Annotated in this window: 28 protein-coding genes; 15 read left to right on the forward strand and 13 right to left on the reverse strand. The window is 60.9% G+C overall.

Annotated elements, in window-relative coordinates; translation table 11 throughout:
- Positions 1-97: 97 nt before the first annotated feature.
- On the reverse strand, positions 98-1153 hold the full coding sequence (locus NW858_RS13220; protein WP_414337172.1) for a permease: 1056 nt from the start codon (positions 1151-1153) through the stop codon (positions 98-100).
- 79 nt (positions 1154-1232) lie between these two features.
- Positions 1233-2369, reverse strand: a complete 1137-nt coding sequence (locus NW858_RS13225; protein ID WP_414333309.1) for a citrate synthase — start codon at positions 2367-2369, stop codon at positions 1233-1235.
- A 280-nt stretch (positions 2370-2649) separates the two neighbouring features.
- On the opposite strand from NW858_RS13225, the gene NW858_RS13230 reads away from it, so the two are divergent.
- The gene (locus NW858_RS13230; RefSeq protein WP_414333310.1) at positions 2650-3129 is read left to right on the forward strand and encodes a hypothetical protein; all 480 of its coding nucleotides are present in this window, start codon (positions 2650-2652) and stop codon (positions 3127-3129) included.
- 86 nt (positions 3130-3215) lie between these two features.
- Here NW858_RS13230 and NW858_RS13235 read toward each other — a convergent pair whose 3' ends face one another.
- Entirely contained in the window at positions 3216-4430 is a 1215-nt protein-coding gene (locus NW858_RS13235; RefSeq protein WP_414333368.1) for an anion transporter, read from the reverse strand.
- A gap of 249 nt (positions 4431-4679) precedes the next feature.
- Here NW858_RS13235 and thrB point away from each other — a divergent pair, with 249 nt between their 5' ends.
- Positions 4680-5606 (forward strand): homoserine kinase, encoded by a 927-nt coding sequence (gene thrB, locus NW858_RS13240; protein WP_414333312.1) that lies wholly within the window; start codon positions 4680-4682, stop codon positions 5604-5606.
- A 21-nt stretch (positions 5607-5627) separates the two neighbouring features.
- Here thrB and NW858_RS13245 read toward each other — a convergent pair whose 3' ends face one another.
- The 4 genes from NW858_RS13245 to NW858_RS13260 form a co-directional block, all read right to left on the reverse strand.
- Positions 5628-6167 carry a diacylglycerol kinase family protein gene (locus NW858_RS13245; RefSeq protein WP_414333314.1) on the reverse strand — a complete coding sequence of 180 codons (540 nt, stop codon included), beginning with the start codon at positions 6165-6167 and terminating at the stop codon, positions 5628-5630.
- Positions 6151-6642, reverse strand: a complete 492-nt coding sequence (gene ybeY, locus NW858_RS13250; RefSeq protein WP_414520671.1) for an rRNA maturation RNase YbeY — start codon at positions 6640-6642, stop codon at positions 6151-6153. Before ybeY ends, NW858_RS13245 begins: the two co-directional genes overlap by 17 nt.
- Before the next feature lie 25 nt (positions 6643-6667).
- Positions 6668-7318: a bifunctional 4-hydroxy-2-oxoglutarate aldolase/2-dehydro-3-deoxy-phosphogluconate aldolase gene (locus NW858_RS13255; protein ID WP_414333318.1), complete on the reverse strand. Its 651-nt coding sequence runs from the start codon at positions 7316-7318 to the stop codon at positions 6668-6670.
- A gap of 166 nt (positions 7319-7484) precedes the next feature.
- Entirely contained in the window at positions 7485-8003 is a 519-nt protein-coding gene (locus tag NW858_RS13260; protein ID WP_414333320.1) for an HNH endonuclease, read from the reverse strand.
- Between the two features lie 175 nt (positions 8004-8178).
- Between NW858_RS13260 and NW858_RS13265 the strand changes: the two genes are divergently transcribed.
- From NW858_RS13265 to NW858_RS13285, 5 genes are all read left to right on the forward strand, one after another.
- Positions 8179-10386, forward strand: a complete 2208-nt coding sequence (locus NW858_RS13265; RefSeq protein ID WP_414509699.1) for a glycoside hydrolase — start codon at positions 8179-8181, stop codon at positions 10384-10386.
- A 37-nt stretch (positions 10387-10423) separates the two neighbouring features.
- Entirely contained in the window at positions 10424-11374 is a 951-nt protein-coding gene (pip, locus tag NW858_RS13270; protein ID WP_414520672.1) for a prolyl aminopeptidase, read from the forward strand.
- A gap of 279 nt (positions 11375-11653) precedes the next feature.
- Positions 11654-12175 (forward strand): PDZ domain-containing protein, encoded by a 522-nt coding sequence (locus tag NW858_RS13275; RefSeq protein ID WP_414520673.1) that lies wholly within the window; start codon positions 11654-11656, stop codon positions 12173-12175.
- 30 nt (positions 12176-12205) lie between these two features.
- Positions 12206-12514, forward strand: a complete 309-nt coding sequence (locus NW858_RS13280; protein ID WP_414520674.1) for a hypothetical protein — start codon at positions 12206-12208, stop codon at positions 12512-12514.
- A 5-nt stretch (positions 12515-12519) separates the two neighbouring features.
- Positions 12520-14106: a hydantoinase B/oxoprolinase family protein gene (locus tag NW858_RS13285; RefSeq protein ID WP_414333328.1), complete on the forward strand. Its 1587-nt coding sequence runs from the start codon at positions 12520-12522 to the stop codon at positions 14104-14106.
- Here NW858_RS13285 and NW858_RS13290 read toward each other — a convergent pair.
- The gene (locus NW858_RS13290; protein ID WP_414333329.1) at positions 14043-14435 is read right to left on the reverse strand and encodes a thioredoxin family protein; all 393 of its coding nucleotides are present in this window, start codon (positions 14433-14435) and stop codon (positions 14043-14045) included. The genes NW858_RS13285 and NW858_RS13290 overlap by 64 nt on opposite strands.
- Positions 14436-14469: 34 nt before the next feature.
- The gene (locus NW858_RS13295) at positions 14470-15210 is read right to left on the reverse strand and encodes an NnrU family protein (RefSeq protein WP_414520675.1); all 741 of its coding nucleotides are present in this window, start codon (positions 15208-15210) and stop codon (positions 14470-14472) included.
- Between the two features lie 71 nt (positions 15211-15281).
- Here NW858_RS13295 and psb27 point away from each other — a divergent pair, with 71 nt between their 5' ends.
- Both psb27 and NW858_RS13305 read left to right on the forward strand, forming a co-directional pair.
- The gene (psb27, locus tag NW858_RS13300; RefSeq protein ID WP_414333333.1) at positions 15282-15683 is read left to right on the forward strand and encodes a photosystem II protein Psb27; all 402 of its coding nucleotides are present in this window, start codon (positions 15282-15284) and stop codon (positions 15681-15683) included.
- A 168-nt stretch (positions 15684-15851) separates the two neighbouring features.
- Entirely contained in the window at positions 15852-16361 is a 510-nt protein-coding gene (locus NW858_RS13305; RefSeq protein ID WP_414333335.1) for a YHS domain-containing (seleno)protein, read from the forward strand.
- Positions 16362-16377: 16 nt separating this feature from the next.
- On the opposite strand, the gene NW858_RS13310 is transcribed toward NW858_RS13305, so the two are convergent.
- From NW858_RS13310 to NW858_RS13320, 3 genes are all read right to left on the reverse strand, one after another.
- Entirely contained in the window at positions 16378-17154 is a 777-nt protein-coding gene (locus tag NW858_RS13310; RefSeq protein ID WP_414520676.1) for a sensor histidine kinase, read from the reverse strand.
- A gap of 145 nt (positions 17155-17299) precedes the next feature.
- A complete protein-coding gene (gene prmC, locus NW858_RS13315; protein WP_414347389.1) occupies positions 17300-18187 on the reverse strand; it encodes a peptide chain release factor N(5)-glutamine methyltransferase in 888 nt (295 codons plus the stop codon).
- Positions 18188-18222: 35 nt separating this feature from the next.
- Positions 18223-19092 carry a Tic22 family protein gene (locus NW858_RS13320; RefSeq protein ID WP_414520677.1) on the reverse strand — a complete coding sequence of 290 codons (870 nt, stop codon included), beginning with the start codon at positions 19090-19092 and terminating at the stop codon, positions 18223-18225.
- A gap of 505 nt (positions 19093-19597) precedes the next feature.
- On the opposite strand from NW858_RS13320, the gene NW858_RS13325 reads away from it, so the two are divergent.
- The 4 genes from NW858_RS13325 to NW858_RS13340 all read left to right on the forward strand — a co-directional run bounded on the left by NW858_RS13325 (position 19598) and on the right by NW858_RS13340 (position 23699).
- Complete coding sequence (locus NW858_RS13325; RefSeq protein WP_414333343.1) at positions 19598-19789, forward strand: hypothetical protein; 192 nt, start codon at positions 19598-19600, stop codon at positions 19787-19789.
- A gap of 114 nt (positions 19790-19903) precedes the next feature.
- Positions 19904-22390 carry a DUF3656 domain-containing U32 family peptidase gene (locus NW858_RS13330; RefSeq protein ID WP_414520678.1) on the forward strand — a complete coding sequence of 829 codons (2487 nt, stop codon included), beginning with the start codon at positions 19904-19906 and terminating at the stop codon, positions 22388-22390.
- Between the two features lie 173 nt (positions 22391-22563).
- A complete protein-coding gene (ilvN, locus tag NW858_RS13335) occupies positions 22564-23088 on the forward strand; it encodes an acetolactate synthase small subunit (RefSeq protein ID WP_414333369.1) in 525 nt (174 codons plus the stop codon).
- A complete protein-coding gene (locus NW858_RS13340; RefSeq protein ID WP_414333347.1) occupies positions 23088-23699 on the forward strand; it encodes a hypothetical protein in 612 nt (203 codons plus the stop codon). The genes ilvN and NW858_RS13340 overlap by 1 nt, the downstream gene beginning before the upstream one ends.
- A 17-nt stretch (positions 23700-23716) precedes the next feature.
- Here NW858_RS13340 and NW858_RS13345 read toward each other — a convergent pair whose 3' ends face one another.
- Positions 23717-24334, reverse strand: a complete 618-nt coding sequence (locus NW858_RS13345) for a DUF3120 domain-containing protein (protein WP_414333349.1) — start codon at positions 24332-24334, stop codon at positions 23717-23719.
- 255 nt (positions 24335-24589) lie between these two features.
- Between NW858_RS13345 and NW858_RS13350 the strand changes: the two genes are divergently transcribed.
- Positions 24590-25648 carry a glucokinase gene (locus NW858_RS13350; RefSeq protein ID WP_414333351.1) on the forward strand — a complete coding sequence of 353 codons (1059 nt, stop codon included), beginning with the start codon at positions 24590-24592 and terminating at the stop codon, positions 25646-25648.
- Between the two features lie 375 nt (positions 25649-26023).
- On the forward strand, positions 26024-26547 hold a 524-nt coding region (locus NW858_RS13355), incomplete at its 3' end, for a methyltransferase domain-containing protein (RefSeq protein ID WP_414520679.1).

Raw genomic sequence — 26547 nt, forward strand, 5'->3', positions numbered from 1 at the left:
TGAAGCGATATATCCAGAATCAGTCAGGAGGCGCTATCCCTCCCCACCCGGGTGGGGAATCCCGCGCCTTACGTTGAGCAAATGCAGGACAGGCGAGTTAACTGGCGCAGTAATTGATGGCCAAAGCCCCTACTAAAGTGAACTGAAAAGTCAGGAGCACCAAGTAGAAAATGGCGCGGGGCCTGAACAAAGTCAGCATCAAGCCAATGGCCTTCAAGTCCACCATCGGCCCAAACACCATAAAGGCCAACAGGGATCCCGGCGTGAAGGTGGCGGCAAAGGAGAGGGCAAAAAAGGCATCCACCGTCGAGCAGATAGAAATGATCCCGGCCAGGGCCATCATGATCAGGATCGAGACCAGTTCATCTTGGCCATAATTTAGAACAAACGAACGCGGGATCACCGTCTGCACAAAGGCCGCCATCGCCGAACCCAGGATGAGCACGGATCCCAGCTCGCGAATCTCTCTAGCCCAGGTTTGCAGCAGCAACAATCCCTTTTGCCGCCAAGAGAGAGCAGGGGCAGCGGCCAGCGCTGCCCGATACACCTCTTCGGCAGTCTGCGGAGTGGCCAGGGATCCGCCAGCAGCCCCTTGAGCATGGCCCTGGGATCCAATCCAAAAAGTGCCCCCCTGCAACAACGGCGAGCAGGAGGTGCTTTTCAGAGCTGCCTCTTGGCAGCGGTTGCGCTGCAGCTCTCGCCAGACCGCCGGTTGCAACAAAGGCTCCAGATCTTTTTGCACGCTGAAGAGCAAGCCGATGGCCACCGCAATGCCAAAAGAAAAAAGAACCCGGTAGACCACCAGCTCCGGCATGCTGCGAAAGGCAATCCACGTGGAGAAGATCACGACCGGGTTAAACACCGGCGCTGCCAACAAAAAAGCCACCGCCACATAGGGTGGGATCCCTTTGATCACCAGTTGCCGGGCCACGGGCAGATTGCCGCATTCGCACACCGGAAAAAAGAACCCCAGGGCGCCACCGGCTACCGCGCTGCCGATTTTGCCTTTGGGTAGGAAACGAGCCAACTGGGATCCCTCTACGAACACGGCCATCAGCCCGGAGAGAAACACCCCCAAGAGCAAAAACGGCATGGCCTGCACCACAATGCTCAAGAAGAGGGTGAACCCGTCTCGCCAAAGGGGAGAATCCAAAGGGCTCAACGCACCACCTCACACACGATTTGGGCTCTATTGAGTTTGGATCCCGGCCCAGTGCTCTGTCAAACCGCTCTCAACCCCGCTCCTCGATGGGGATGTAGCGTTGCTGGCGTTCACCTGTGTACACCTGGGTGGGTCGGAAGAGCCGATTATCCGACAACTGCTCCCGCCAATGGGCCAGCCAACCCGCCACCCGGGCAATGGCAAATACCGGCGTAAACAAATCTTCCGGGATCCCTAGCTTGGCGTAGACCAACCCCGAGTAGAAGTCCACGTTGGGGTAAATTCCTTTGGGCCCCAGCAGCTCCGCACACACCCGCTCCACTTCCAGGGCGATGTCGTAGTACTTGTCGTGGCCGTAGCGCTCGAACAGCTCCTCGGCCAGCCGCTGCAGAATGGTGGCGCGCGGATCCTTCACCTTGTAAACGCGATGGCCCATGCCCATGATGCGCTCTTTTTTGGCCAGCTTCTCTTCGATAAACGAGCGCACATTTTCCACCGAGCCGATTTGCCGCAACAGCCTCATCACCTGTTGGTTGGCCCCCCCATGCAACAGCCCCGAAAGGGTGCCCACCGCCGTGGCCAGGCTGCTGTAGGGGCTGGCCAGGGTAGAGGCGCTTACCAGCAGGGCAAAGGTAGAGGCGTTGACCGTGTGTTCGGCGTGCAAGATCAGACAGGTATCGAAGATGCGGGCCAGCCAGGGATCCGGCTTCTTGCCGGAGAGCATGTAGAGAAAATTGGCGGCATGATCCAGGCTGTCGTCGGGGGGGATGGGATCGTTACCCTGGCGCATCTGGTGAAACATGGCCACCATGGTCGGCAGCTTGGCAAGCAGACGGGTAACCGTGCCAAACACATAGTCGGGATCCGCCTCCCGCACCGGATAGAACATCCCCAAGCCTGCCACGCAGGTTTGCAGGGCATCCATCGGGTGGCCCGACTCAGGAAACGACTTGATCATGTCGCGGATGCGGTATTTGACCCGCCGATGGCTGCGGACGGCCTGGTCAAAGTTGTTCAGCTCGGATTGCGTCGGCAGCTTGCCGAAGATCAGCAGATAGGCCGTCTCCAAAAAGGTGCTGTGGGCCGTCAGTTCCTCAACGGGAATGCCCCGATACTCCAGGATCCCTACCTGGCCATCGACAAAACTAATGTTAGAGCGCGTGGCCGGAACGCCTTCTAGCCCAGGCTTGTATTCGCCATCCGCCATAGTCGGACCCTTGGAAGTTCCCAAATGATGAATCGAGGGTTGCCAAAGCTGCCTGGAGCCCTTGTTTCTCTCAGGCAACACTGACCCCGCTTCGCTACAGTAAAGCAAATTTTGGATCCCTGCAGCCAACCGCTGACCTCGCCCAGAGCTTGGATCGGACTGGGATCCGCTTCCTATCTTGCAACAGCCCCCGCTGCCCGAGGCAAGAGTTGTTGCTATTGTGAGGACGACCCCCTGGTCGAGGGCGCTCGACCGCAAACCCTGCTTGGAGATGGCCTCGATGTCGAATACGGCGCAAACTCACCCCGTCCAAGGGCTGGAATACGTGGTGCTGGGAGTGGCCACCTGCTTCCAGCGAGATGAGGACGGTCACCTGCGGGAAGTCCTGGTGGCCGAGCCGTTGCCCGCTGCCGCCTTGGACTGCCTGGCCCAAGAGGGCCGCAGCACTTCCTATTGTCTCCTCTACGCCACAACCTATGCCGAGATCGTGAACAACGGGACCCCGACTTTGCCCGCCGATGTCTTCCCGGCGGGGGTGGTGCTGGGAGAAGATTTTGTGGAGCGGCTGCAAGCGGCGGCCCGCACCTATCGCAGCAAGCCCCAGTTTCGCCACATCCCCCTGCACCAAGTTTGTACTCCCGAGCGGGGGGCGTTTAAGCTCAACCACAGCCTCGAGCCGCGACGGATCCTCAATACGGCAATGGAAGTGAAGGATGCTGACAACATCAAGCAGCACCCCCACACCCACCAACAGCTCTGAAGGAGAGGCTGCTGGTGCCAGCGCAAGGACGGCAACACCAGTCATCACACCCAGGGATCCCGACAAGCTGGATCCCTGGGCAGAAGTTACCTGAGCGATGGAGAAGGCAGGAAGGGCTGGCCCAGCCACAGCCCACTGAAGCCCAGCGTCAGCAGAGTCAGGGGCAGACCCAAGCGCAGATGCTCCCCAAAGGAGAGCACGTACCCTTTTTTGGCGGCTGCCTCAACCGTGATTAGATTGGCTACTGCCCCAAACAGGGTTAAATTGCCCGCCAACGTGGAGCCGGCAGCCAGCAACAGCCAAGTGGTGGTCTCCTGTTGGGGAACCAAGGATTGCAGCAACAACACTGCCGGCACATTGGAGATGATGTTGGATAAAATGGCTACACCGATCAACAGGGCGAGGGGGGATCCCACCAGCCTCTCTGCCAAAGGCCCCAAGCTCATCCCCCAGAGGGCTACCAGTTCTCGCGTTGCCCGCGTCAAGATAAACAGCCCGGAGAACATCACCAGCAAATTCCAGTCCACCTGCCCCAGAAATCGCTCCGGCTTCAGCCTGCGGGTAATCAGCAACAGGGCCGCTGCCACCAAGGCCGATTCGGCCAAGGGAAGTCCGGCTATGAAGGCCACAAACAGCCCCCCCGCGATCACCAGGCTCTTGCGCAATAGGGGCGGGTAGAGGCGCAGCGGCAGCCAAGGCACCTGGGCAAAGGGTTGCAAGGAGCGCACCTGGGGGTAATAGAGCCACAGCAGCCCCACCTCCAGCAGCAGCCCCACCACGGCAATGGGCGTCATCTTGCCGGCAAACTCCAGATAGCCGATCCCAGAGAAAGAGCCGATCAAAATGTTCTGTGGGTTGCCGCTCAAGGTGGCGACGGATCCCAGGTTGGTGGCTGCCGCCAAGCCCAACAGGTAGGGAATCGGGTTTAACCCCAACACCGTTGTGACCTGCAAAGTGAGGGGAGTAAACACCAGGGCCAGGGTATCGTTGAGCAAAAAAGCCGAGAGCAAGCCGCTGCCAAACACCAGCATGATCAACAGGCCAAAGGGGCTACGGCTCACCCGAATCAGGCCCAGCAAAGCCAACTGGAAGGCCCCACCATAGGACAAGCTGGCATTCACCACCATCATGCTCAGGAGAAACACGATCGTGGTGGGGTCAATGGCCTCCCAAGCCTGCCGCAGCGACAAGGTCCCCAAGCCAATGAGCAAGGCGGATCCCACCAGGGCAATCGTGGCCCGGTTCATGCGCAACCGGGGCAGGGATCCCAGCCCCAGCCCGAGATAGCTCAAGCCCAACACCAACCAAGACAGTTTCTGCAGGCCTCTGCCCCCTCCTTTTTGGATCCCTGCTGGGTTGAGCCAATGGCCGGAGTGGAAACAGGCCCGCTATGCCCAGCACTCAACTCATAGGTTACAAGAATAAAAAGCTTTTCAGGACAGCCCGGAAGCTCGTCAGGCTGAGTAGTCGTGGGGATCTGGCCGTCGTTCATAGGATAATGGGAGCCCGTAGACCTTGAGTTGCCCATCGTTCACTGAGGAGCTGTCCCCTTGGTCAAAGAGCGAGTCGAGGTGATCGTCCCGGCCACCACCGCCAATTTGGGGCCGGGGTTCGACTGCATTGGTGCAGCCTTAGAGCTCTACAACCACTTCCAATTTCGGGAGATCCCCTCTGGCCTCAGCATCCACTACCGTGGCAGCGACCACATCAGCCAGAGCAAGGACAACCTGGTGTACCGGGCCTTCTGCCGCGCTTTTGAGTTGCTGAGTAAGCCCGTGCCGGGGGTAGAAATCGAAATCACCCTCAACGTGCCCCTGGCGCGGGGGTTGGGCAGTTCTGCCACCGCTATTGTCGGCGGCTTGTTGGGAGCCAATGCCATCGGGTCGCTCAACCTAGCTCCCGAAACCCTCCTACAACTGGCCATCGCCCTGGAAGGCCATCCAGACAATGTGGTGCCCGCCCTGCAGGGCAGTTGTCAGCTCTGTGTGCAGGGGCAGCAGGGGCAATGGGTGTTTTGTCCGGTGGATTGGCACGAAAGCATTGGCATCGTGGTTGCGGTGCCCAACTTTAAGCTTTCCACCCAAGCAGCCCGCGAGATCCTGCCCAAATCCGTCAGCTTGGCGGATGCGGTTTTTTCCAGCAGCCATCTGGGTCTGCTCATTCGCAGCTTGCAGTCGGGCCGGGTGGACTGGCTGAGGGTGGCCCTGCAGGATCGCCTGCACCAGCCGGCCCGCATGGAGCTGATCACCGGGTTCAAAACGGTTCAAGCTGCAGCCATAGCTGCCGGGGCCTATGGGGTGGTGATCAGTGGAGCCGGCCCCACCCTGTTGGCCCTCTGCGCCCCCGAAAATCGGGAACGGGTGGGAGCCGCGATGGTCAGCGCTTGGGCCCAGCTCGATATTGAAGCAGAAGCCAAACCGCTCAGCTTGGATCGGCAGGGAGGACGGGTGGTGATCCACTCCCAGCCGGCTGGATAAAAAACTCTCTCTCCAAGCTCCTCAGGCTGGTGCTGGGAAGCCATCCTGCAGCAGCAGCAATAGAGGCGGGAGGAGGAGCCAAGCCGCCACCAGCAGGGATGCCACTGCTGCCATCAACACCGCTGCCGCGGCGCAATCTTTGGCGATCTCGGCCAAGGGATGATATTTGCTGCCGAGGGTGAGATCCACCACTGCTTCCAGAGCGGTATTCACCAGCTCCAGCGCCATCACCAAACCGCTGGTCAGGCTGATCAGGGCCATTGCCGCAGCGCTCAGCCGCAGGCCCAGCCCAAGGCCGAAGGCTACCGCCGCCACCGCCATGTGAATGCGGAAGTTGCGCTGGGTGCGGATTGCATAAGCCAAACCCTTGCCCGCGTAGTAGAAACTTTTGCCCAGGTTGTCGGCCACCTGCCAAGAGGGGGGGCGTCGCCAGGGATCCACCTCCAAAGGCGCGGCATTGGCTGCGGGATCGACCTCAGAGGAAGGCGCTGGAGCGATACCGGTGGGCTTGGAATGGACGCGCCGCCGGAACGCCGCCAGCCGACTAGGACTGTTGGCCATGGCTTACCCCTCCATCCAGTTGGATGGCAGCGAGCAACTGTCGCTGTTGCTGCACCATGTGCTGGAGAGAACGTTCATCCGGGTGATCCCACCCCAGCAGGTGAAGCAACCCATGGCTGGCCAGCCAGGCCAACTCCTGCGAGAGCCGATGCCCTTGCGCTTTGGCTTGTGAGCGGGCGGTGGGCACCGAAATCACAATATCCCCCAGCAGGCGCACCCCCGTGATCTCGTGCAGCTTGACGGGGGCGGGCATCTCCTGGGCGGCAAAGGCCAGCACATCGGTGGGCGCGTCAAGGTGGCGAAACTCGCGGTTGAGCTGGCGAATGTGATCATCGGAGGTGAGGCAAAGGCTGAGCTCGCACGGCTCCTGTACCCCCAGCTCCCGCAACCAGATCTCGAACCAATGGCGCCAAGTGGCTTCTTCAACCGGGCTTGGAATGTGGAATTCCAGGTAGAGATCTAGAAACTCTCCCATGCCGGCCTCCCTCACACCACGCACCCTATTCTACCGATTTGCTCAGGTTGGGCCAGTTTTTGTTTCTCTGCTCGGCAAGCTGTTGCAGCGCCTGGCGCAGCCGATTTTCCAGCTTTTGGCAGTCTGGATCCCAATCCTCTGTCGGAAACAGATCTCCGGCAATGGCGACCGCCCAGGCCCCTGCTTGCAGATATTCCGCTGCCTTGGCCAAGGTCACCCCCCCAGTGGGGATCAACGGCAGGGATCCCAGCACCGGTCGCAGATGACGCAGGTAGCGGGATCCCCCCATGCTCTCCGCCGGAAACACTTTGACCGCCGTTGCCCCCGCCTGCCATGCCTTCCAGATCTCGCTGGGGGTAAGGGCACCGGGCACGACGGGCAGTCCCACTTCCCGGCCCCAACGGATAATGCTCTCGTCCGTAAAAGGGCAAACGCAAAATTGGGCCCCCGCCTGCCAAGCCTGCTCCGCCATCTGTCGATGGGAGACGGTGCCCACCCCTATCCAACACTGCGGGTGGTCTTGCCGCAGTTGGGCAATCAACTCCAGATAGCGGGGAACGTGCGGGGTGATCTCGATGTGGCGGATCCCGGCCCGGATGGCCAGGGTGGATCCCTGGAGAGCCTGGTCTGGGCTGCTACAGAGGCGGATCACCGCGATCAGGGGCTGCTGCCACAAATGGAGTAGCCAGTCTCCAAAGCCGCGTTCAGAACCCTCGAATACCATCTGTGGGAAAGTACCCTCTCATTGGAAGGGCTGTCGGGGAACCGGTGGCAAGATCCCATCGTTGGCAATGACCGGAAAAGCCCAACAGCGAGCGTACCGCCTTGGCGATGGGCGGAGGTCACTCTTGCCGACTTTGGTGCTCACGCCAAAATTGCTCCGCAAAAGCCACTGTTGGGTGGATGGGGGCACGGGGTTTGCTGAGGAGGGGCATATTGGCCTCTTCAGGAGTGCGGTTGCCCTTGCGCTGGTTGCAGCGTTCGCAGGCGGTCACCACATTGTCCCAGGTGTGAGATCCGCCGCGGGAAAGAGGTACGACATGATCCAGGGTCAGGTTATGGGTGCTGCCGCAGTACTGACAGGTGTGGTGATCCCGCCGCAAGACCTCTCGCCGGGTAACAGGGGGCACCCGCCAGGATCGCTCTTTGCCCTTGATGGTCAGGCGGATGTGTTCGGGCACCTCGATCACCTGGCTGGGGGAGCGCACCTTCCACACCGGCACATCCATCATCGCCAGCGGCTCTGCCTTGCCCGTCAGCAGCAGCACAATCGCCCGCCTAATGTTGACCCGGCTAATGGGCAAGTAGTTTTGGGAAAAGACAACAATCGACTGTTCCAGGACGTGGGTAGCAGCAGTCATGACTTAGCTCTTCCATTTGCCGCCATTGTCCTGAGAAATCTGGCGAATGACAAGGTTTTCCCGCAGTGGGCACCATCTAGGTGGAGCCCCACCATTCAACATTCCAGAGTTTCTTACGATCGGGAGCCGGACAGATGGGCTAGTATCCGGGTGATGGTCGGATCCCGTGCCTCCCATGACCTACCCGCTGCATGTTGCCCTGGTTTGGCACCAACACCAGCCCCTCTACAAAAGCCCGCTGGCGGGTAAATATCGCATGCCTTGGGTGCGCCTACACGGGATCAAAGACTACCTGGACTTAATTTTGCTGCTGGAGCGCTATCCCCGCCTGCACCAAACGGTTAACCTAGTGCCCTCTCTCATTGTGCAAATCGAAGACTACGTGGCTGGCTCCGCTTTCGATCCCTATTTGGAGCTGACTTTATCTCCTGTCGAAAAGCTGACCCCGGAGCAGCGGCGCTTCATTGTCGAGCGTTTCTTCGACAGCCATTACCCCACCATGATTGAGCCCTACCCCCGCTACCGCCAGCTCTACGAACAGCGGGAATCGCAAGGGATCAACTGGTGCCTACAGTACTGGACGCCCCAAGACTTCAGTGACCTGCTGGCCTGGCACAACCTCTCCTGGTTCGATCCCCTCTTCCAGGAGGATCCTGAGATCGAGAGCTGGATCAAGATGGGATCCGGCTTTACCCTGGCGGATCGGCAGCGGATCTACGCCAAGCAACAGCAGATCCTGGCCGCCATCCTGCCCCAGCACGCCAAATTGCAAAGTAGCGGCCAACTGGAGTTGACCACCAGCCCCTACACCCACCCCATCTTGCCCCTGCTGGTGAGCGAGCGCTCGGCGCGGGTGGCCCGGCCCGGCTTGCCCCTGCCCCGCTACCCCTTCCACTGGGAGCAGGATGTCCACAGCCAACTGGAGCGGGCCAAGCAGATCTACCGGGAGCGCTTTGGCCGCGATCCGCGGGGTCTGTGGCCTTCAGAGCAGGCGGTCAGCCCCGCCATCGTGCCCCTGATCCAGAAACAAGGCTTTGATTGGATCATCTCCGACGAGGGAGTGCTGGGCTGGAGCTTGGGCCAACCCTTTCATCGCGACGGGCAGGGCCATATCCTCGAGCCGGAAAAGCTCTACCGCCCCTACCGTCTGGAGAGCGAGGCAGGGGATTTGGCCATCATCTTTCGGGATCACCGCCTTTCCGATCTCATTGGCTTTAGCTACAGCGCCATGCCTGCCGACGCTGCCGCCAAAGATCTCATCGGCCACCTGGAGAGCATCCGCAACCGCCTACCCCAAGACCAGCCCTGGCTGGTCACCATTGCCCTGGATGGGGAAAATTGCTGGGAGTACTACCCCCAAGATGGCCGCCCCTTCCTGGAAAACCTCTATGCCCGCCTCAGCCAGCACCCGGCGTTGCGCTTGGTGAAGGTGTCGGAGTTTTTGGATCAGTTTCCCCCCACGGAGTTTCTGCCAGCCGAACAATTGCACAGCGGCTCCTGGATTGAGGCCGACTTTACCACTTGGATTGGGGATCCCGTCAAAAACCGCGCCTGGGAGCTCCTTGCCCAAGCCCGCCAGGTGATCCAGGATCACCCTCACGCCACCCTCCAGGCCTGGGAAGCCCTCTGGGCCGCTGAGGGATCCGATTGGTTCTGGTGGTTTGGGGCAGGCCACTCTTCCGCCCACGATGCCGTTTTTGACCAGTTGTTTCGGGAACATCTACAGGCCCTCTACACCGCTTTGGGAGAGGCGGTGCCGGCGGCGCTGCAGTTTCCCCTCGAGGATCACGACGGGCTGGGGGATCGCCTGCCGCAGGGGTTTATCCATCCCACCATCAACGGTCGCCCCGCCGAACGGGAGTGGAGCCAGGCCGGGCGGGTGGAGATCGGCGCAGCCCGAGGAACCATGCACCGCAACAGCGTCGTCCGCCGCCTCTGGTACGGGTTCGATCACTTCAACCTCTATCTGCGGCTGGATTTTAACTCGGTGGTGCAGCGGCCCAAGCAATTGCAGGTGCTGTGGTTTTATCCCAACCGCGTTACCGTCAACAGCCCCATTCCCCTGCAGGGGTTGCCGGCAGAAGCCCCCCTCAACTATCTCTACCGCCACCTGTTGAAGCTGTCGCTGCCGCCGCCTGGCACCGGCCAGCATCCCGCACCCGTCGAGGCTCAGCTCTTGCAGGCAGGGGAGTACCATAGCTGGCAGCCCATCAACCATCAGGTGAAGGCGGTGGTGGATGCCTGTTTGGAGGTGGCCATTCCCTGGAGCAATTTGGGCGCCCAGCCGGGGCAGGAGCTGCAATTTATCATTGTGGCCGCCGATGGCGAGACCTTCCAGGAAGGGATCCCCCCCAAGGCCACCATCGCCCTGCGCAGGCCTTGAGCGGCTGGCCGTTGGCCCTTAGAATCTCTAACTGGTTATGCAGCGCGATCTCTACCCGCCCATCGAGCCCTACGATTACGGCTTTCTCCCCGTCTCTTCCCTGCACACCCTCTACTACGAGCAGTGCGGCAACCCGGCGGGCAAGGCGGTGGTGTTTTTGCATGGGGGGCCGGGGGGTGGGATCGATCCCCTCTACCGGCAGTACTTTGATCCCAGCCGCTGGCGGGTGGTGCTGTTCGATCAACGTGGTTGCGGCAAGAGCCGCCCCTACGCCGAGCTGCGGGAGAACACCACCTGGGATCTGGTGGCCGATATCGAGAAGCTGCGCCAACACCTGGGCATTGAGCGCTGGTGGGTGTTTGGGGGCAGTTGGGGCAGCGCCCTTGCCTTGGCCTATGGGCAAACCCACCCCCACTCCTGCCTGGGGTTTATCTTGCGGGGCATTTTCCTGCTACGCCCTTTTGAGATCCGCTGGTTTTACCAGTCGGGGGCCAGCTACCTGTTCCCCGATGCTTGGGAACATTACCTGGAGCCCATCCCCCCCGAAGAGCGGGATGACCTGCTGGCAGCCTACCACCGCCGCCTCAACGACCCGGATCCCCAGGTGCGGCTGAGAGCGGCCCGCGCCTGGGCCATCTGGGAGGCCAGCACCAGCAAGTTGATCCCCAGCCCTGAGCTCATCGAGCGCTTTGGCCAGGAGACCTTTGCCGAGGCCTTTGCCCGCATCGAGTGCCACTACTTCGTCCATGGGGGTTTTTTGGATCCTGAAGACCAGCTCCTTAGGGGGGTGGAGCGCCTGCGCCATCTGCCGGCTGTGATCGTCCAGGGACGCTACGACGTGGTCTGCCCGCCCATTTCCGCCTGGGAGCTGCACCAGGCCTGGCCAGAGGCGGAGTTTCACTTCATTCCCGATGCCGGCCATTCCATCACCGAGCCCGGGATCCGCACCGCTCTGCTGCAGGCCACGGATCGCTGCGCCAGTCTGTGAGCCGCTGAGATAGCCTGGGTTGGGGATCCCAAGACCTTGAAGAATTGCTACAGGAATGCCGGCAAAACCTTGGGATCCAGCCCCGGAGCACGGCCAAGCCTATCGACAGTCGGCGATTTTGGGTTTATCACTGAGGGAAGAGCGGTGCAGGCTGCCTGGTCGATGGCTTCCGCCACTGGCTCCTTTTGATTGTTGTTAATTGATCTTGGGCTGGTTCCTCCACTCCAGCGTCTTGTCAAAGCAAACTTGTCTTTACTTCGCCGTTTCCAGGGTCGAACCATGCAGAAAATAACTCATCTGTCTAAGCTTGCCCTCGCCCTGCCTGCTTCCCTCTTGCTGGCAGATGCCGTTGTGGCCTACCCCTGTGACTCGGTTGGGGGTGAAGCTTACAACTTCTACAGCCCCACGGTTCAGGTTGACAGTTTCGGGGCTCAGGTGTCGCCTGCTGTCCTAGGCAACGGTTTTATCGGGGTTGCCATTGAAACGGTGGATGGACAGCCAGCTCAAGGCGCCATCAGTCGTCGCCTGTTTGGCCCCGCGCCTCAAATCCAAGGGGTACAGGTGGTTGGTCTGCTCCAGGATGGCCCGGCTCAACAAGCGGGTCTGGCCCAGGGAGATATTTTGATTGGGGTGGACGGGCAGCGGGTCACCTCGGTGCAGCACGTCCAGCAAATTATCCAAAACACCCCGGTGGGCCAGCGGGTACCCATTACCTTCCGGCGCGGCGGACAGGTATTGTCCACGGTGGTGGTGGTCGGCGATGGCCGTGTGTTGCGCCCCTTGATGCTGCAGCAGCAGTAAGCTTTGTCGGGATCCCTTGCTGAGCTCTCTGTGACTGCTGCATCAGGGACAGAGTGGGCAGTTTGGGCGGTTTGCAGCTTCAATGGGCTGCTGTTTCTTGCTCTGGTTGCTTTTATTCCTACTGTCTTGAGCTTGCGATCGGCGCTTTGGATTACGGAGCGGGCCATGGCCGACTGGCGGGAAGCAGCTGAGCGGGCTTTGGCTCCCACGCCGGCTGAGTTGCTGCGCCTACGGGATCGGCTGCGGGAGAATCGCACTAACCTCGACCGCTGGCAGCGGCGTCTTCAGTTTTGGCAAGGGATCCGCAGGGTGGCTGTTTGGCTGGGGCGCAGGCTGTGAGGAGCATGGATAGCGTCTCCCATCCCATCCGGTTGCAGGTGATGGCCAATGCGCTGGCGGGGATCGCCGAGGAGATGGGGGCGCGCCTCATCCGCGGTTCTTACTCGGCCAACATCAAGGAGCGGCGGGATTGCTCGACGGCCCTGTTCGACGCTCGGGGAGACTGTATTGCCCAGGCGGCCCACATTCCGGTGCACCTGGGCGCCCTCGCGGAAGCGGTGCGGGCGGTGGTGGCAGCCGGCCCGCGGCCCGGCGATGTGTTCGTCCTCAACGATCCCTACCAGGGGGGATCCCATCTGCCGGATATCACGGTGGTTACGGCCATCCCCGGCCTGGGGGATCCAGAACAAGTCTGCGCCTACGCGGTGAACCGCGCCCACCACGCCGATATTGGGGGGATGCGCCCCGGCTCCATGCCGGCCGACTCTACGGAAATCTGGCAGGAAGGGCTGGTGATCCCGCCGCTGCGGCTGGCCCAAATGACCCTGACGGGGGAGCTGTGCTGGCAGGGCGATCTGCTGCGCCTGATCCTGGCCAATGTGCGCAACCCTGAGCAGCGGCGGGGGGATTTGCAGGCCCAGGTGGGGGCCAGCGCCGTGGGGGTGAGCCGGTTTCGCGAGCTGCTGGCCCGCTTTGGAGAAGAAGAGGCCTGGCAGTTGATCGCCGGGGTGATCGCCTACAGCCGGCGGCGGATGCAGGCCCAGATCCGCGCTCTGCCCGCTGGGATCTACACCGCCTGCGACTACCTGGAGGGCTACGGGGATCCGCCCGAGCCGCTCCGCATCCAGGTGCAGATTGAGGTAAGGGGGGAGAGGCTACGGGTGGACTTTGCCGGCACAGCCCCGGCCACCGCGGGGAACCTGAACGCGCCTTTGGCTGTGACCCGCTCGGCGGTGCTCTTTGCCCTGCGCTGCCTGTTGGATCCCACGGCGCCCAGCAATGTCGGCCTGGAGGATCCCATCGAGATCGTAGCCCCGCCCGGCTGCCTGGTGAACGCCCAATTTCCGGCGGCGGTGGTGGCGGGCAACGTGGAAACCTCGCAGCGCATTGCCGATGTGGTGTTCAAAGCCCTAGCCCCGGTGGCCGGATCCCGTGCCATTGCCCAGGGACAGGGCACCATGAACAACTGTGTGCTCGGCAACCGCCACTTCACCTACTACGAAACCCTGGGGGGCGGCCAAGGAGCCAGCCGGCAGCGACCGGGCCTGGACGGCGTCCACGTGGGCATGAGCAATACCCTCAACACCCCCATCGAAGCTCTGGAGCTGGAGTATCCCCTGCGGGTGCTGCGCTACGAGCTACGCCCAGATTCCGGCGGCCATGGCCGCCAGCGGGGCGGCTGGGGGCTGATCCGCTCCCTCCAGACCTTGCAAGATTGCACCCTCTCCCTGCTCACCGACCGGCGCCACCATGCCCCCCAAGGGGAAGAAGGCGGCGAGCCTGGCCAGGTGGGGATCAACCTCGTCAACGGGGATCCCTTGCCCAGCAAAACCAGCCGATCCCTGAAAGCCGGCGATGTGCTCACCCTCTACACCCCTGGCGGCGGGGCTTGGGGGTCAAGCGAGGAGGAGCAGGCACCCGAACCCACATAGCGCAGGTGGGCGAGAAACAACTGCTCGCAGCGCCGGATCACCTCATCACGGCTGGCAAAGTGCTCTAACCTATGCACTTCTTGACCTTTCTCAAACAAAATTAAGGTCGGCAGCGAGCGCACCCGATAGCGGCGCGGCAGCCAAAAATTGTCGTCCACATTCACCCGCAGCACCTTAACTGCGCCGCCCCACTCTGCTGCGAGACGGTCGGTAATCGGCTGAATGAACCGACACAGGCCACACCAAGGGGCGCCAAAATCCACCAACACCAACCCGTCACTTGTCAAAAGTTCTTGATTAAAAGCATCTAAAGCAACTTGCAAGTTCATCACTCCCAGACTAAAGAAGTTGTTTGGGATCATGCTACCAGGCAATTTGGCTGGCTGCAGAAACCATTTGCGGATGGAAAGCATAAAGAATCACTACAAAGCTGAACACCCCTAGGTAGGCCCAGCGCAGAAACTCTCGCGGTTGCAGGTGTTGTCGCCGCTGCAGAATGGCCAAGCCGGGGATCACAGAAGTACGGGCCTTGAGATCGCGGAAGGCCTGGCCGTATTTCCGCTCCAGCCGGTGATCCCCGTGCCAGACGGCGAACAGGTGATAGGCCACCAGCCCCAGGGAGGTGACCAGCATAAAACTGGAGCCAATCCAAAGGGAATGGGCCACACACCAGATCACCTGGCCCACCATTTGGGGGTGGCGGGTGATGCGGATGATCCCGGTCTCAAACAGGTGGATCTCCGGCTTCTGAATGGCGGCGATCTCCAGCAAATTGAAGGTAGCCGGATACAAAAAGAAAAACGAGAGCGCTGACAAAAGAACAACGGTGGTGTGGATGCCGGGGACAGCATGGAGATCCCAGAGGATCACCCCGTCGTAGCGATGGTTAAAAAAGTAGATCAGCAACAGCAGCGCCAAGCTGAGGCTGACCAGCGCAAAAAGAAGGCGGTACAAACGGGATCCCAGCCAAGCTTCCCCCCAAGGCCGCAAGTAGGCCAGCCCACTGTGAGCACAGGCAAATCCTAGAATCATGGCCAACATGATCGCGTGGGATCGGTAGGGGGCCAGCTCGGGCGGTAAGTGGCTAAAGAGTGGGAACAGCATCTTTTCAAGAGCTCCTCTGGGGCGTCGCCGTGACTTATGCTTAAAGATAAGTTACATAAGGCAAGCTTCCCATGCTGAAAACTTTTTTTCTACGCCTTGTCGGCCTGCTCCTCTCGGTCATCCTGGTGCTGGGCTGGACGACCGCAAGCGCTCAGGCGGCCCGTCTTACCGGCAAGTACTACGAAGACAGCATGACCCTGATCCAAACCCTGCGCACCGTCCTTTCGGAAGCGGATCCCGTGATGAACCCGGCAGAGGCGCGGGCGGAAGCGATGGAGGCTATGCAAGAATTCGCAGGACGCTACCACGGCCAACGCTACGACAAGCTCCAGTCTTTCACCACCCTGCGCACCGTGTTTAATACGCTGGCCTCCCAGTACCGCACCTCCAACCGACCTCTCAACCCGGAGAAGGTGGAGCGGGTGCTGATGCAACTGGATCGGGCGGAGTTGGCCTTGCGCCGGGAAGGTTGAACTTTTGGGATCTCCCAGATCCAAATCACAGGCAAATTTCCCCCGGTGCAGCCAAGCTGTTGCCAGCTCGCAAAAGTCGAGGTCATCGCCGGCGTTCTTCCAAACCTGAGGAGGAAGGCGCCGCTCTCTCGAGGCAAAGGGCATTTTCTCAGGATTTGGGAGGTTGTTATGGGCACAGGTCGTTGGATCCTGCTCTCGTTGCCGCTGATGGTTGGGGGTGGGGTTATTGCTTTTTATTCAGCTTCGCTCTTGTCCCTTCCAGCCCAAGGACAGGTGGCTGGAGCTGCCGAGGAGGGATCCCCGGGCCCTTTTTTTGCGGTGGATGGCCTGGCCCTGCGCGGCTATGACCCGGTGGCCTACTTTATCGATGGCAAGCCGGTCGAGGGATCCCCAGCCTATGAATGGGAGTGGGGAGGGGTGACCTGGCGGTTTGCCACTGCTGACAATCGGGAGCGGTTTCGCAGCAACCCGGAGCGCTTTGCCCCCCAGTACGGCGGGTTTTGTGCTTGGGCCGTGGCCCACAACTACCTTTACCCGGTGGATCCCTTTGCCTGGAAAATTGTCGATGACAAGCTGTACTTGAATGCCAACCGGCGGGTACAGCGCAACTGGGAGCGGGACATTCCCGGGTTGATCGAGAAGGCAGATGCCAATTGGCCGGGGCTGCGCAGTCGCTGAGCCTACCTGTCTGGGATCACTGGATGAGGCGTAGGGTTACCTTGATGACAACCCGGTGGAGGCCGCTTTCGCCAAGCTCCAGATCGCCCCCCATTTCTCTCAGGAGCCGCTCGCTCACCCGCCAAGTAGCACTGCTCTTTGTTTCAACGGGCACATGGCACCGTCCCTCCAGGTTCCACTCTAGACACAGGTGCCCCTCCGCTGCTGCGATGGGATAGAGGTGCAGAGCCATCGAACCATAGCGCAGGGCACGGATGCCCCAGCGACACACCCCCAGCAGAGCCTGCACCAAACCGTGGGGATCCGCCCAAACCATAAGGCTGTCCGGGAGGGCGGACGGCTCAGAAACAGAAGGTGGTTGTAGGATCGGCCACTCGTAGCGAATGCCCTGATCCTGGGCCTGTAGGCGAGTTAGGCTGTACACATCTTGCAGCAGGGGGCGGAGTTGGGTCGGCTCCGGTTGCAGGGGTTGAATGGGCAGATCGTGGCGAGCCAGGCGGGTGTATTCCTCGAGCAGCTTAATCAAGCGCTCTACGGACTCTTTGGCACTTTGAATGTATTCCCGCTCCTCCTCCGGGGAATCGCACAGATCCGACAACACCAACTGCAGGGATCCCATCTGGCTGCTGAGGGGGTTGCGCAGCTCGTGGCCAATGCTGACGAGCAACTCTTGCTGAAAGGCTCGCATCACCTCAGAGCGTTCAAAAGCAAATTGCCAATCTACGGCCTCTTGCCTGTCGGCAGGGGCCGCCGGCTGGGAAGCTGGATCGGGTTTGGCTGCGGGTTTCCTCAAAAGGTGCTCCGGACGAAGGACAGGGGATCCCGTCGAGGTTCAGATCCTTGGGTTCGAATCTTTAAGCTTTGCACAGTAAGGACTACGTCCCCCTGACGCGAGCAGGCTCTGGAGATACCCCCCTCCATGGGGATCCTACCCTTTTCTACCCGACGAAGTGGGCGCTGACCACCCGCTCAATCCCCGCCAGATCGCGGTGAACTTGGATCTGCCGATAACAGTCCCTCTCTCGCAATTGCTCCGCCACCCAAGGGGCTTGTCCTCGCATCACTTCTACCGCCCAAAAGGAGTTGGGGGCCAGGTAGTCCGGTGCCCTTTGAATCAACAGCCGCAAGTGGGCCAGCCCATCTTCCCCGCCATCGAGGGCCTGTCGCGGCTCGTGCAGCCGCACCTCGGGCATGAGATGGGCCAGCTCCCCGGTGGGGATGTAGGGCGGGTTGGAAACCAGGCCGCGCAGCCGCCCCCGCCAGGGATCCAAGGGCACAAACCAGGATCCCAGCAGCAACTGCACCCGCTCCTGCAAATGGTGGGCCGCCACGTTGTCCGCCGCAACGGCTAGGGCTTGCGGGCTCGAATCCACCGCCAGAAGCTGCAACTGGGGATGTCGCTGGGCCAAAGCGATGGCAATGGCCCCGCTGCCGGTGCCCAGGTCGGCCAAGCAGGATGCGGGCGGCAGAGGATTAGCTTGTAACCAGAGGGAAGCCTGCTCCACCAGCAGCTCGGTCTCCGGACGTGGGATCAGCACCGCCGGGGTCACCCGTAGGCTCAAGCCGGCCCATTCCACTTTGCCCAACAGATACTGCAGAGGGACGCGCTTTTCCACCCTTTGCTGCCAAAGGGCCTCTACCTCCTCCAGGAGTTCCCCCGCCCCAGCCGGAGCCCGACCCAGCAGCCGCTCCAACGGCCCCCACCCCAGCCGTTCCTTGAGCAGAATCTCCACCTCCTCGGCAGGGATCCCAGCCGCTTTTGCCGCCCTCAGGGCCTGGGCACGCCACTCCAGCAATCGCCTCAGCAGAGTCGAGGGGGATCTCAAAGGATTCCGTTCTGCCAGTATGACTGGGGGTTGGGTTAACGCTGAGGCTGGGGACTGGCAGAAGGGTTGGCAGGCCGAGCCAACGATTGGATGTATTCCAGCGCCGAGCGGGAAGGGATAAAGGCGATCTTCTGCACATCGGCCTGGGCATCGGGAGCCAGCATGCGCTCCACCACAATGGCCAGGGAGGTGACCTCAATCTGGGTTTTTCCAACCACATCCGGGTTCTGGGCTGCCGCCCGATCCAAAGCTCGCTGCAGATCGTTGCGGTCGAAGAAGAAGGGCACCACCTCCTGACCATCCTGCTCGATGGTCAGCAGCCCATCTCCGGAGCGGCCATAGAACAGAGGTACGCCGATCGCTTCTGGAGGCACATCTTTGCTGGTTTCTTTCAGTACCTGCTTGGCTGCCTCCACATCAGCAGGCCGCGGCACCACCTCGAAGTACAGATCGCTATTTTTGGCGCGCTCCTCTTCCGATTTTTCGTAGGCATACCCCAGCGAGAGAGGCACCACCTGGGCTTGGCTGGCTATCTCGGGGTTGCTGGCTTTCACCTGCTCCAACATTTTTTGGGCCTGGGCTTGATCCAGCCAGAAGGAGACCACTTGAATGGTGCGGCCATCTCGCTCCACATTGGCAACAACAGGTGTGCCGTTCTGAGACACAATCGCAAAAACAGGCACCAGGCTCAGCCGCTCTGCCACCTCTTGCCGGCTCATGGGGCCTGCGGTTGCCTGAGCCGGTGGAGCACTCCCCTGAGCCCAAGCGGGAGTCATGGCCAAGCTCGCCCACGCTGTCCCGATCAGGATCCCGGCTATACTGCTCACCCGAGCTACACAGCAGCAGAGGGATCGGGCAGGCGACACTACGTTACAGCGCATCATTCTCATCTCCACTCCCGGCATCGCGCCTTGTTCTGGTTGCTATAGGGCTAGATCCCTCAAGTACTAACCAACAGATCGGGCAAGGCAGAAGCCACCCGGATTGAACCTGCTCGACAGGGCTAGGCTAGCGATGCGGCACACCCTCGGCATCGACTCGCGGCTGGCCGTCGCTGACAACACCCCGGCTCACTGACCTCAAAGAGCGCTCTTGGGCCACCCTAGAAGCCAAGGTTAGAACATCTGCTCGACTCCTGTCGAGGGGCAAAGCCCCTATTTGAGTGGGGATCCCGCATCACTCAATACTATATACGGAGTCGCATAAAATCGACCCACGCTAGATGCAGATCTACCCAACAGCAGATCGGTTCAGATCGAGCTGATAATTGTATGCTCAGCTTTTCCACAACAGGCAGCCTACCCCAGCCTTGTGCATCAGGGCTCTGATGTAGCCGCGCGAACGTGGCAGCTACTGTTAACTTTTGTTAAGGTGGGGGGACAAACGCATGCTTCCGAGGAGCATTAAACCATGGCTAAGATCTTTACCCCTGAATTCAACCAATTTGAGACCATCAACGCCACGCAGGCCTGGTCTTTGTTTTTCACCATCAGCGCTTCCGATCGGCTTTTGGGCTCAAACCCGGCTGTTGGGCGCTACATCACGCTGGCCTTGTTCAGCGCCATCCTCACCGGCATCCTGAATGTGCTGCTGGCCTCCTAGTTCGGCCTTGGTAAGAGGCCGCCGGCAGCGGCGGTTCGACCTGGGAAAGGGGATCCCTTCCTCAGGTTTTTTGCTTTTGAATGGGAAAGGATCCCTTTTGCTCCGGGTGGGGCGATGAAAACGTCTGGGACAAGTTCTGCGGCGGCGGCTTTGCCCGTCGCGCTGCCGCTGCTGCTGGCGCCGGCAGGAGATTGGGAGTGTGCCAAGGCAGCGGTAGAAAACGGGGCCGATGCCATTTACTTCGGGCTGGAGCGGTTCAACGCCCGCCTACGCGCCCGCAACTTCACAGAGGCAGATTTGCCGGAGCTGATGGCTTGGCTGCATCAGCGGGGGGTGCGAGGCTATGTAACTTTGAATACTCTGGTCTTTCCGGGGGAGCTGGAGGAAGCGGAGCGGTACATCCGCTCGATGATCGCGGCGGGGGTGGATGCGGTCATTGTCCAGGATATTGGCATCGCACGCTTGATCCGTCATCTTTCTCCCGATTTCCCCATCCACGCCTCGACGCAGATGACCGTCACCAGCGGTATCGGGGCAGAGTTTGCCGCCGAGTTGGGCTGTGAGGTGGTGGTGCTGGCGCGGGAGTGTTCCCTCAAGGAGATGGCCAAGATCCGCGCCCATCTGGAAGAGAAGGGATCCCCCGTCTGCTTGGAAATCTTCGTGCACGGGGCGTTGTGCGTGGCCTATTCCGGGCAATGTCTGACCAGCGAGGCGCTGGGAGGACGTTCGGCCAACCGCGGAGAATGTGCCCAGGCCTGCCGCCTGCCCTACGAGCTGGTGGTAGACGGGATGCGGCGCGATCTGGGGGAGAAGCGGTATCTGCTCAGCCCCCAAGATCTGGCCGGTCTGGAGGTGCTGCCGGAGCTGGTCAAGCTGGGGATCCACTGCTTAAAAATTGAGGGTCGTTTGAAATCGCCGGAGTATGTAGCCAATGTAACGCGCATCTATCGCCAGGCCTTGGACGCCCTGGGGGCAGGGCAGGCGTGGCAGCCCTCAGCTCAGGAGTGGTATGAGCTGGAGATGAGCTTTTCCCGCGGGCTGTATACCGGCTGGCTGCGGGGCATCAACAACCAAGAGCTGGTGCATGCCCGTTTTGGCAAGAAGCGGGGGGTTTACCTGGGGCAGGTGCTGCGGATCGAAGGGGATCAGGTGGGGGTGCGCCTGCAGGCTCCCCTCAAGCCGGGCGATGGCGTGGTGTTCGACCAGGGAGAGCCGGAGCAGGGGGGGCGGGTTTACCGCGTGCACAAGAAGCAGGGGCTGGCCTGGCTTGGCTTTGCCCAGGGGGCCATTGACCTCAAACGCCTGCGGCCAGGGGATCGCCTCTGGAAGACCAGCGACCCGGAGCTGGAGAAACGCCTGCGCCAGAGCTATGCCGGGGATCAGCCTCGCTTTCAACGCCCCGTCCACCTGGAAGTTCACGGCCAGGCCGGCTTGCCCCTGACGCTGATCCTGCGGGATGAAGAGGGCCACGTGGTGCGGGTGGATTCGCCGGTGCCTTTGCAGCCTGCCCATCACCAACCCCTCACCGACGAGAAGCTGCGGCAGCAACTGGGTCGTTTGGGTTCCACCCCGTTCAAGTTGGGATCCCTGCACAATGCCCTGGAAGGAGAGGTGATGCTGCCGCTGAGCGTCCTCAACCAAATGCGGCGCCAAGCCGTGGAGCAGTTGCAGGCGCTGCGGGCTCGGCCCCGCCGCTGGCAGCTCAACCCTGAAGCTCGCTGGCCAGATCTGCTGCCCGCCCCGGAGCAACCGGAAAGGGGATCGCCCCAACTGGTGGTGCTGGTGCGGGATCCAGAGCAGTTGCCGGCGGCAATTGCCTGTGGCATCCGGCAGATCTACCTGGAGTTGGAGGATCCCCGCCGCTACCGGGAAGTTATCCGCGCCACCAAGGCCGCTCACCCTGAGGTGGAGCTGTGGGCGGCCCCGCCCCGCATCACCAAGCCGGGAGAAAGCTGGATCCTCAAACAGGTGTTGGCAGCAGGAGCCGATGGCTATCTGGTGCGCAACTACGACCACCTGCGCTTTTTTGCCGGCCAGCGCTGCATCGGCGATTTTTCCTTGAACGTGGCCAACCCCATCACCGCCCACTATTTCAAAAGCCGCTACCCCTTGGAGCGCCTGACGGCCTCCTATGACCTCAACCACGAGCAACTGGGATCCCTGCTCCAGGCCGGCCCCGCCCACTGGTACGAGGTCACCATCCACCAGCACATGCCCATGTTCCACATGGAGCACTGCGTCTTCTGCGCTTTTTTGTCCCGCGGTACCGACTACACCAATTGTGGCCGTCCCTGCGAAAAACACGAGGTGAGGCTGAGGGATAGGGCCAATGTCGAGCACATTTTGAAAGCCGATGCCGGCTGCCGCAACACTCTCTACAACGGCAAAGCCCAAACCGGGGCCGAGCATGTGCCAAAACTGCTGGATCTGGGGTTGCGATATCTGCGCATTGAGTTCTTGCAGGAATCCCCCGAGCAGATCCGGGAAACCTTGCGCTGCTATCAACAGCTTCTCCAAGGCCGGATGAGCGGATCCCAGCTGTGGCGCGAGCTGAAGCTACATAGCCAATTGGGGGTTACGCGCGGGTCTTTGCAGAGTTAGAGGCTGCGCGGCCTTACATACCCTCTGTATTCTCTGCGGTTGCCGAGGCCGGGTGGGCAGAGCAATAGAAAAAACACTCCCGCAAAATTGGCGTAAAATTTCCTCAGGGTACGGTCGTTTCCCAACCTCTCTTTTGCTTCCCTATCCTCTGCGTAGCTCTCTCTTTGGTTACCGTGAAACACACCCTCAGCGCCCTTGTGCAGGATCAGCCTGGCGTTTTAACCCGCATCGCGGGGATGTTTGCCCGTCGCGGCTTTAACATCGACAGCCTCACCGTCGGCCCCACCGAACGACCGGGGATCTCTCGCATCACCATGGTGGTGCAGGGAGATGAGCACGACGTGGAGCAGATGACGAAGCAGCTCTACAAGCTCATCGATGTGCTAAAAGTTACCGATATCACCCACGTCCCCTGTGTGGAACGGGAGCTGATGCTGGTCAAGGTGAATGCCAGCCCCGAGACCCGCTCCGCCATCATGGATGTCGCCCAAATGTTTCGTGCCCGGATTGTGGATGTGGCGGAGGAGTCTTTGACCCTCGAGGTGACCGGGGATCCGGGCAAAATGGTGGCGATCATCAAGATGTTGACCAGCTTTGGCATCCGCGAGATCGCCCGTACCGGTCTGGTGGCCCTCACCCGCGAGTCCGGCGTGAATACGGAATACTTGAAGCAACACCCCACCTTAGTGACTATCTGATGGCCTTACGAGAAGCGATGCCACAACCGGGGGAGAGGTGGCGGGGATCGGCTTGGCGCGGCGGAATTCGCAGGATCCTCGGCCTTGTGGCCATTGTGCTGGTGGGGCTGCTGGCCGGCTGCGGCCCCAGGCCGCCCAAGCCGATTGTGCAGCAGGCCCTTGCCTATCAGATCGCTCATTTGTCCGAGCCGGTGGCCTCCTTGGTGGGCAGTGAGCAGTTGTCGGCCCGGCTGGAAGTGCAAGATGTGAAAATCCGTCGGGATCGCCGTGAACCTTTGCTGTTGGCCTGTTGCTCCGCAAGAACAGGAGAAACGCTGGAAGGCCATCACCTCAGCGGTACCTACACCCTGATCGTGAAGCCGCCGGGATCCCGCCGTCCTTATCGCCGCAAAGGGGATCCCTTTCAGCTCACCTTGGCCCACCAAAAGGCACAAACTGTTGCTACGCAGCGCTCGCCTGACGCAGAGCCCCAAACCGTGCCCGAACGGTGGCTACTGGCCTACGGCTCGCCTGATGCTAAGACCTGGAGGGTCATCGACTTTCTGCCTCAGCCCGCACCGGCACCGGAGTTGCCTCCTGCCGAGCCAGAACCGGCCATCCCGGCAGCCTGATGCAAACCTGCCGCCGCTCACCGCAGCAAAGCCGCCCCCCAGGCAAAAAGACCATCCACCAACAGGGTATTTAGCACTGCTCCGGCAAAGGCCCAATGGTGCAGGCGGCGGGATCCCCGAATCATCCACAACCCAGCGCCCAGCAAGAGAAGGCCCAGGCCGATGCCCCAACTCAGGCCCCAGGGGGTAGCCATTTTGTCAAGAGCGGCCATGAAAGGGACAACCGCCTGATCCAAGCGGTCGAACTGCATCGCCTGTCGCCACTCCGGCAGCAAGCCCACCGAGTGAATGTAAAGATCGGTAATCGCCGTGCCCCACAGGGAACCGAGATAAAACCAGGTGCCGATGCGGGCAAACCGCTGCCGTGTCCCCCACCAGACAATCGGGATCCCCAAAGCTTCCACGGGCATGTGCCAAAGAGGCTCAAAGCGCAGCCAGCCCCAATACAGGGATCCCGCCAGCCAAGTCAGGGTAAAGCCGTAGAGCAAATCTCCCCACAGGCGGGTACGGAGCTGCGAGTAGAGATGCAAACTGAGGCCCAACCAGCCCAAAGACATCACCAAGCTCACCCAGGGGGCATATCGCACCAGGGGCGCTTGCACAAAAACGGGCAGGCAGACGAGCAGAGCCGCCATTCCCCCAATGGCATGGTGGGATCCGAAACGCTTTTGAATCGGGAGAGGGCGATGCTCAGATGACAGCAGAGGCTCATTTGGGAGAGGGGGCAAAAAAGGTGTGGAAGACAAAATGCAACATTAAAAACCTTTACATCAGTTAACATAGCACCTTCTTCGCCGTGACAGGAGCGGGAAAGCTCCGGGAGGCCGAAATGGGCATTCCCTCTCCAGAGATGCCAGGGTGGAAACGATGTGCTGGCCGGAGGAAACCGTATGGACTTGCTGTTGGCCGCAGATATCGGGGGCACCAAAACCAGCCTCAGCCTTGTCAATGCCGAGGATCCCGAGCACAGCCTTTATCATTGCCGCTACGCCAGCCAAGATTTCGTCAGCCTCGCCCCGATGGTGGGAGAGTTTCTGGCCCAGGCTCGGCAGGAGCTGGGTCGAGATCCACAGCCTGCTGCTGCCTGTTTTGCGGTGGCCGGCCCGGTGATGGAGCGAGCAAGGGTACAGACCGCCAAGATCACCAACTTGCCTTGGGATCTGCAGTCAAGCCAATTGGCCGCAGAGCTGGGGATCCCGCGCGTAGCCTTGATCAACGACTTCAGCGCTGTGGGGTATGGCCTGCTTGCCCTGGGCGATCAAGATCTGGACACCTTGCAAGTGGGTGAGCGTCAACCCCGGGCTCCGATTGGCGTGATGGGAGCAGGTACGGGTTTGGGGCAGGCTTACCTCACCTGGGGAGAAGGCGGCTACCAGGTTCATGCCAGCGAGGGAGGGCATGTGGATTTTTCCCCGCGCACCCCTTTAGAGTGGGAGCTTTTGAGGTATTTGCAAAAACGGCACGGGCGTGTCTCCACCGAGCGGGTGGTCTCAGGGCAGGGAATTGTTGCCATCTATCAATTTTTGCGGGATAGTCGGTGGGGGCAAGGGGAAGAACAGTTGCTGGCCCAAATTGAGGCTTGGGAAAAGGGGGCCGAGCCTGTTGACCCGGCAGCCCAAATTGCCAATGCCGCCATGGAAGCACGGGATCCGCTGGCAGTGGAGTGTCTGCGGCTTTTTATCAGCTTGTACGGAGCTGCGGTCGGGAACTTCGCCCTGCAACTGCTGCCTCGCGGGGGCCTGTTCATCGCCGGTGGGATCGCGCCCAAGCTCTTGCGCCTCTTGCACCAAGGAGAGTTTTTGTCCTCGTTTTTGGACAAAGGGCGGATGCGTCCTCTCCTGGAGCAACTGTCGGTGCAGGTGGTGGTGAATGCGCAGGTGGGGTTGAAGGGAGCTGCTCGCTATGCCGCCACCCTTTTGTCTGGCAAGACCACCCAGCCCAGCGGATGATGGCAACGATCCCCATTGATGCTGGAATCATGCTGGACAATCTTGTCCAGCCGTCCCTCGTCGGGATCCTAAACTTCATCCCTTGGCGGATGGGGCAAAATGGGATTGGATCTTTGCCGCATTGTTAGACTTCCCAATAGCGGGCAGCCGCCATCCAACCGATGATCGCCGTCCCTCAGCACAGTTATAGTCACTACCAAGTAGCAATGAAACGTTTCTCTACGTCGTTATTCCTACGCAACGCTGTCGCGAACGCGCCGGCGGCGCGGAGCGCTTGGGCACCTCTGGGAGAGGGGTTGGGGGTGAGGGTAGAGGCCCGGAGCGCTTGGGTCGGCGGCAAAGTGTCTTAATCTTGTTTGAAACGACTATAATCCGATGAATCCAATCCTCTGGGCTTTGAGCATAGCTCTGCTGCTGGCCGTGGGTCTGGCAGCCTACCTGTTGACTGCTCGCAAATACGAGTCTCCCGCATCCGTGGCTAAGTCTTACGACGAGTGGACCCGCGACGGGATCCTGGAGTTCTACTGGGGCGAGCATATTCACCTCGGCCACTACGGATCCCCGCCGCGGCGGAAGAACTTCATCCAGGCCAAGCACGACTTTGTCCACGAGATGGTGCGCTGGGGCGGGCTGGATCGGCTGCCGCCGGGGACGACGGTGCTGGATGTAGGTTGCGGCATCGGCGGTAGTTGTCGCATCTTGGCCCGCGACTACGGCTTTGTCGTAACCGGCATCACCATTAGCCCACAGCAGGTGCAGCGGGCCCAAGAGCTCACCCCCCCCGATCTGCCCGTCCGGTTTCAGGTGGCCGATGCCCTCAACCTGCCCTTTCCCGACGCCAGCTTTGATGTGGTCTGGTCCATCGAAGCGGGGCCCCACATGCCGGACAAGGCCCGCTA

The organism is Synechococcus sp. H55.10, assembly GCF_047502715.1.
In the GTDB taxonomy this organism is placed as follows: Bacteria; Cyanobacteriota; Cyanobacteriia; order Thermostichales; family Thermostichaceae; genus Thermostichus.

Coding starts and splice junctions, on each gene's coding strand:
- NW858_RS13345 (WP_414333349.1), bottom strand. CDS start 24,334: ATGGCGGCTCTGCTCGTCTGCCTGCCCGTTTTTGTGCAAGCGCCCCTG.
- NW858_RS13350 (WP_414333351.1), top strand. CDS start 24,590: ATGGACTTGCTGTTGGCCGCAGATATCGGGGGCACCAAAACCAGCCTC.
- NW858_RS13330 (WP_414520678.1), top strand. CDS start 19,904: ATGAAAACGTCTGGGACAAGTTCTGCGGCGGCGGCTTTGCCCGTCGCG.
- NW858_RS13225 (WP_414333309.1), bottom strand. CDS start 2,369: ATGGCGGATGGCGAATACAAGCCTGGGCTAGAAGGCGTTCCGGCCACG.
- NW858_RS13265 (WP_414509699.1), top strand. CDS start 8,179: ATGACCTACCCGCTGCATGTTGCCCTGGTTTGGCACCAACACCAGCCC.
- NW858_RS13275 (WP_414520673.1), top strand. CDS start 11,654: ATGCAGAAAATAACTCATCTGTCTAAGCTTGCCCTCGCCCTGCCTGCT.
- NW858_RS13260 (WP_414333320.1), bottom strand. CDS start 8,003: ATGACTGCTGCTACCCACGTCCTGGAACAGTCGATTGTTGTCTTTTCC.
- NW858_RS13320 (WP_414520677.1), bottom strand. CDS start 19,092: ATGCCGGGAGTGGAGATGAGAATGATGCGCTGTAACGTAGTGTCGCCT.
- NW858_RS13230 (WP_414333310.1), top strand. CDS start 2,650: ATGTCGAATACGGCGCAAACTCACCCCGTCCAAGGGCTGGAATACGTG.
- ybeY (WP_414520671.1), bottom strand. CDS start 6,642: ATGGGAGAGTTTCTAGATCTCTACCTGGAATTCCACATTCCAAGCCCG.
- NW858_RS13305 (WP_414333335.1), top strand. CDS start 15,852: ATGGGCACAGGTCGTTGGATCCTGCTCTCGTTGCCGCTGATGGTTGGG.
- NW858_RS13295 (WP_414520675.1), bottom strand. CDS start 15,210: ATGCTGTTCCCACTCTTTAGCCACTTACCGCCCGAGCTGGCCCCCTAC.
- NW858_RS13245 (WP_414333314.1), bottom strand. CDS start 6,167: ATGGCCAACAGTCCTAGTCGGCTGGCGGCGTTCCGGCGGCGCGTCCAT.
- NW858_RS13340 (WP_414333347.1), top strand. CDS start 23,088: ATGGCCTTACGAGAAGCGATGCCACAACCGGGGGAGAGGTGGCGGGGA.
- NW858_RS13285 (WP_414333328.1), top strand. CDS start 12,520: ATGGATAGCGTCTCCCATCCCATCCGGTTGCAGGTGATGGCCAATGCG.
- pip (WP_414520672.1), top strand. CDS start 10,424: ATGCAGCGCGATCTCTACCCGCCCATCGAGCCCTACGATTACGGCTTT.
- NW858_RS13290 (WP_414333329.1), bottom strand. CDS start 14,435: ATGAACTTGCAAGTTGCTTTAGATGCTTTTAATCAAGAACTTTTGACA.
- psb27 (WP_414333333.1), top strand. CDS start 15,282: ATGCTGAAAACTTTTTTTCTACGCCTTGTCGGCCTGCTCCTCTCGGTC.
- NW858_RS13325 (WP_414333343.1), top strand. CDS start 19,598: ATGGCTAAGATCTTTACCCCTGAATTCAACCAATTTGAGACCATCAAC.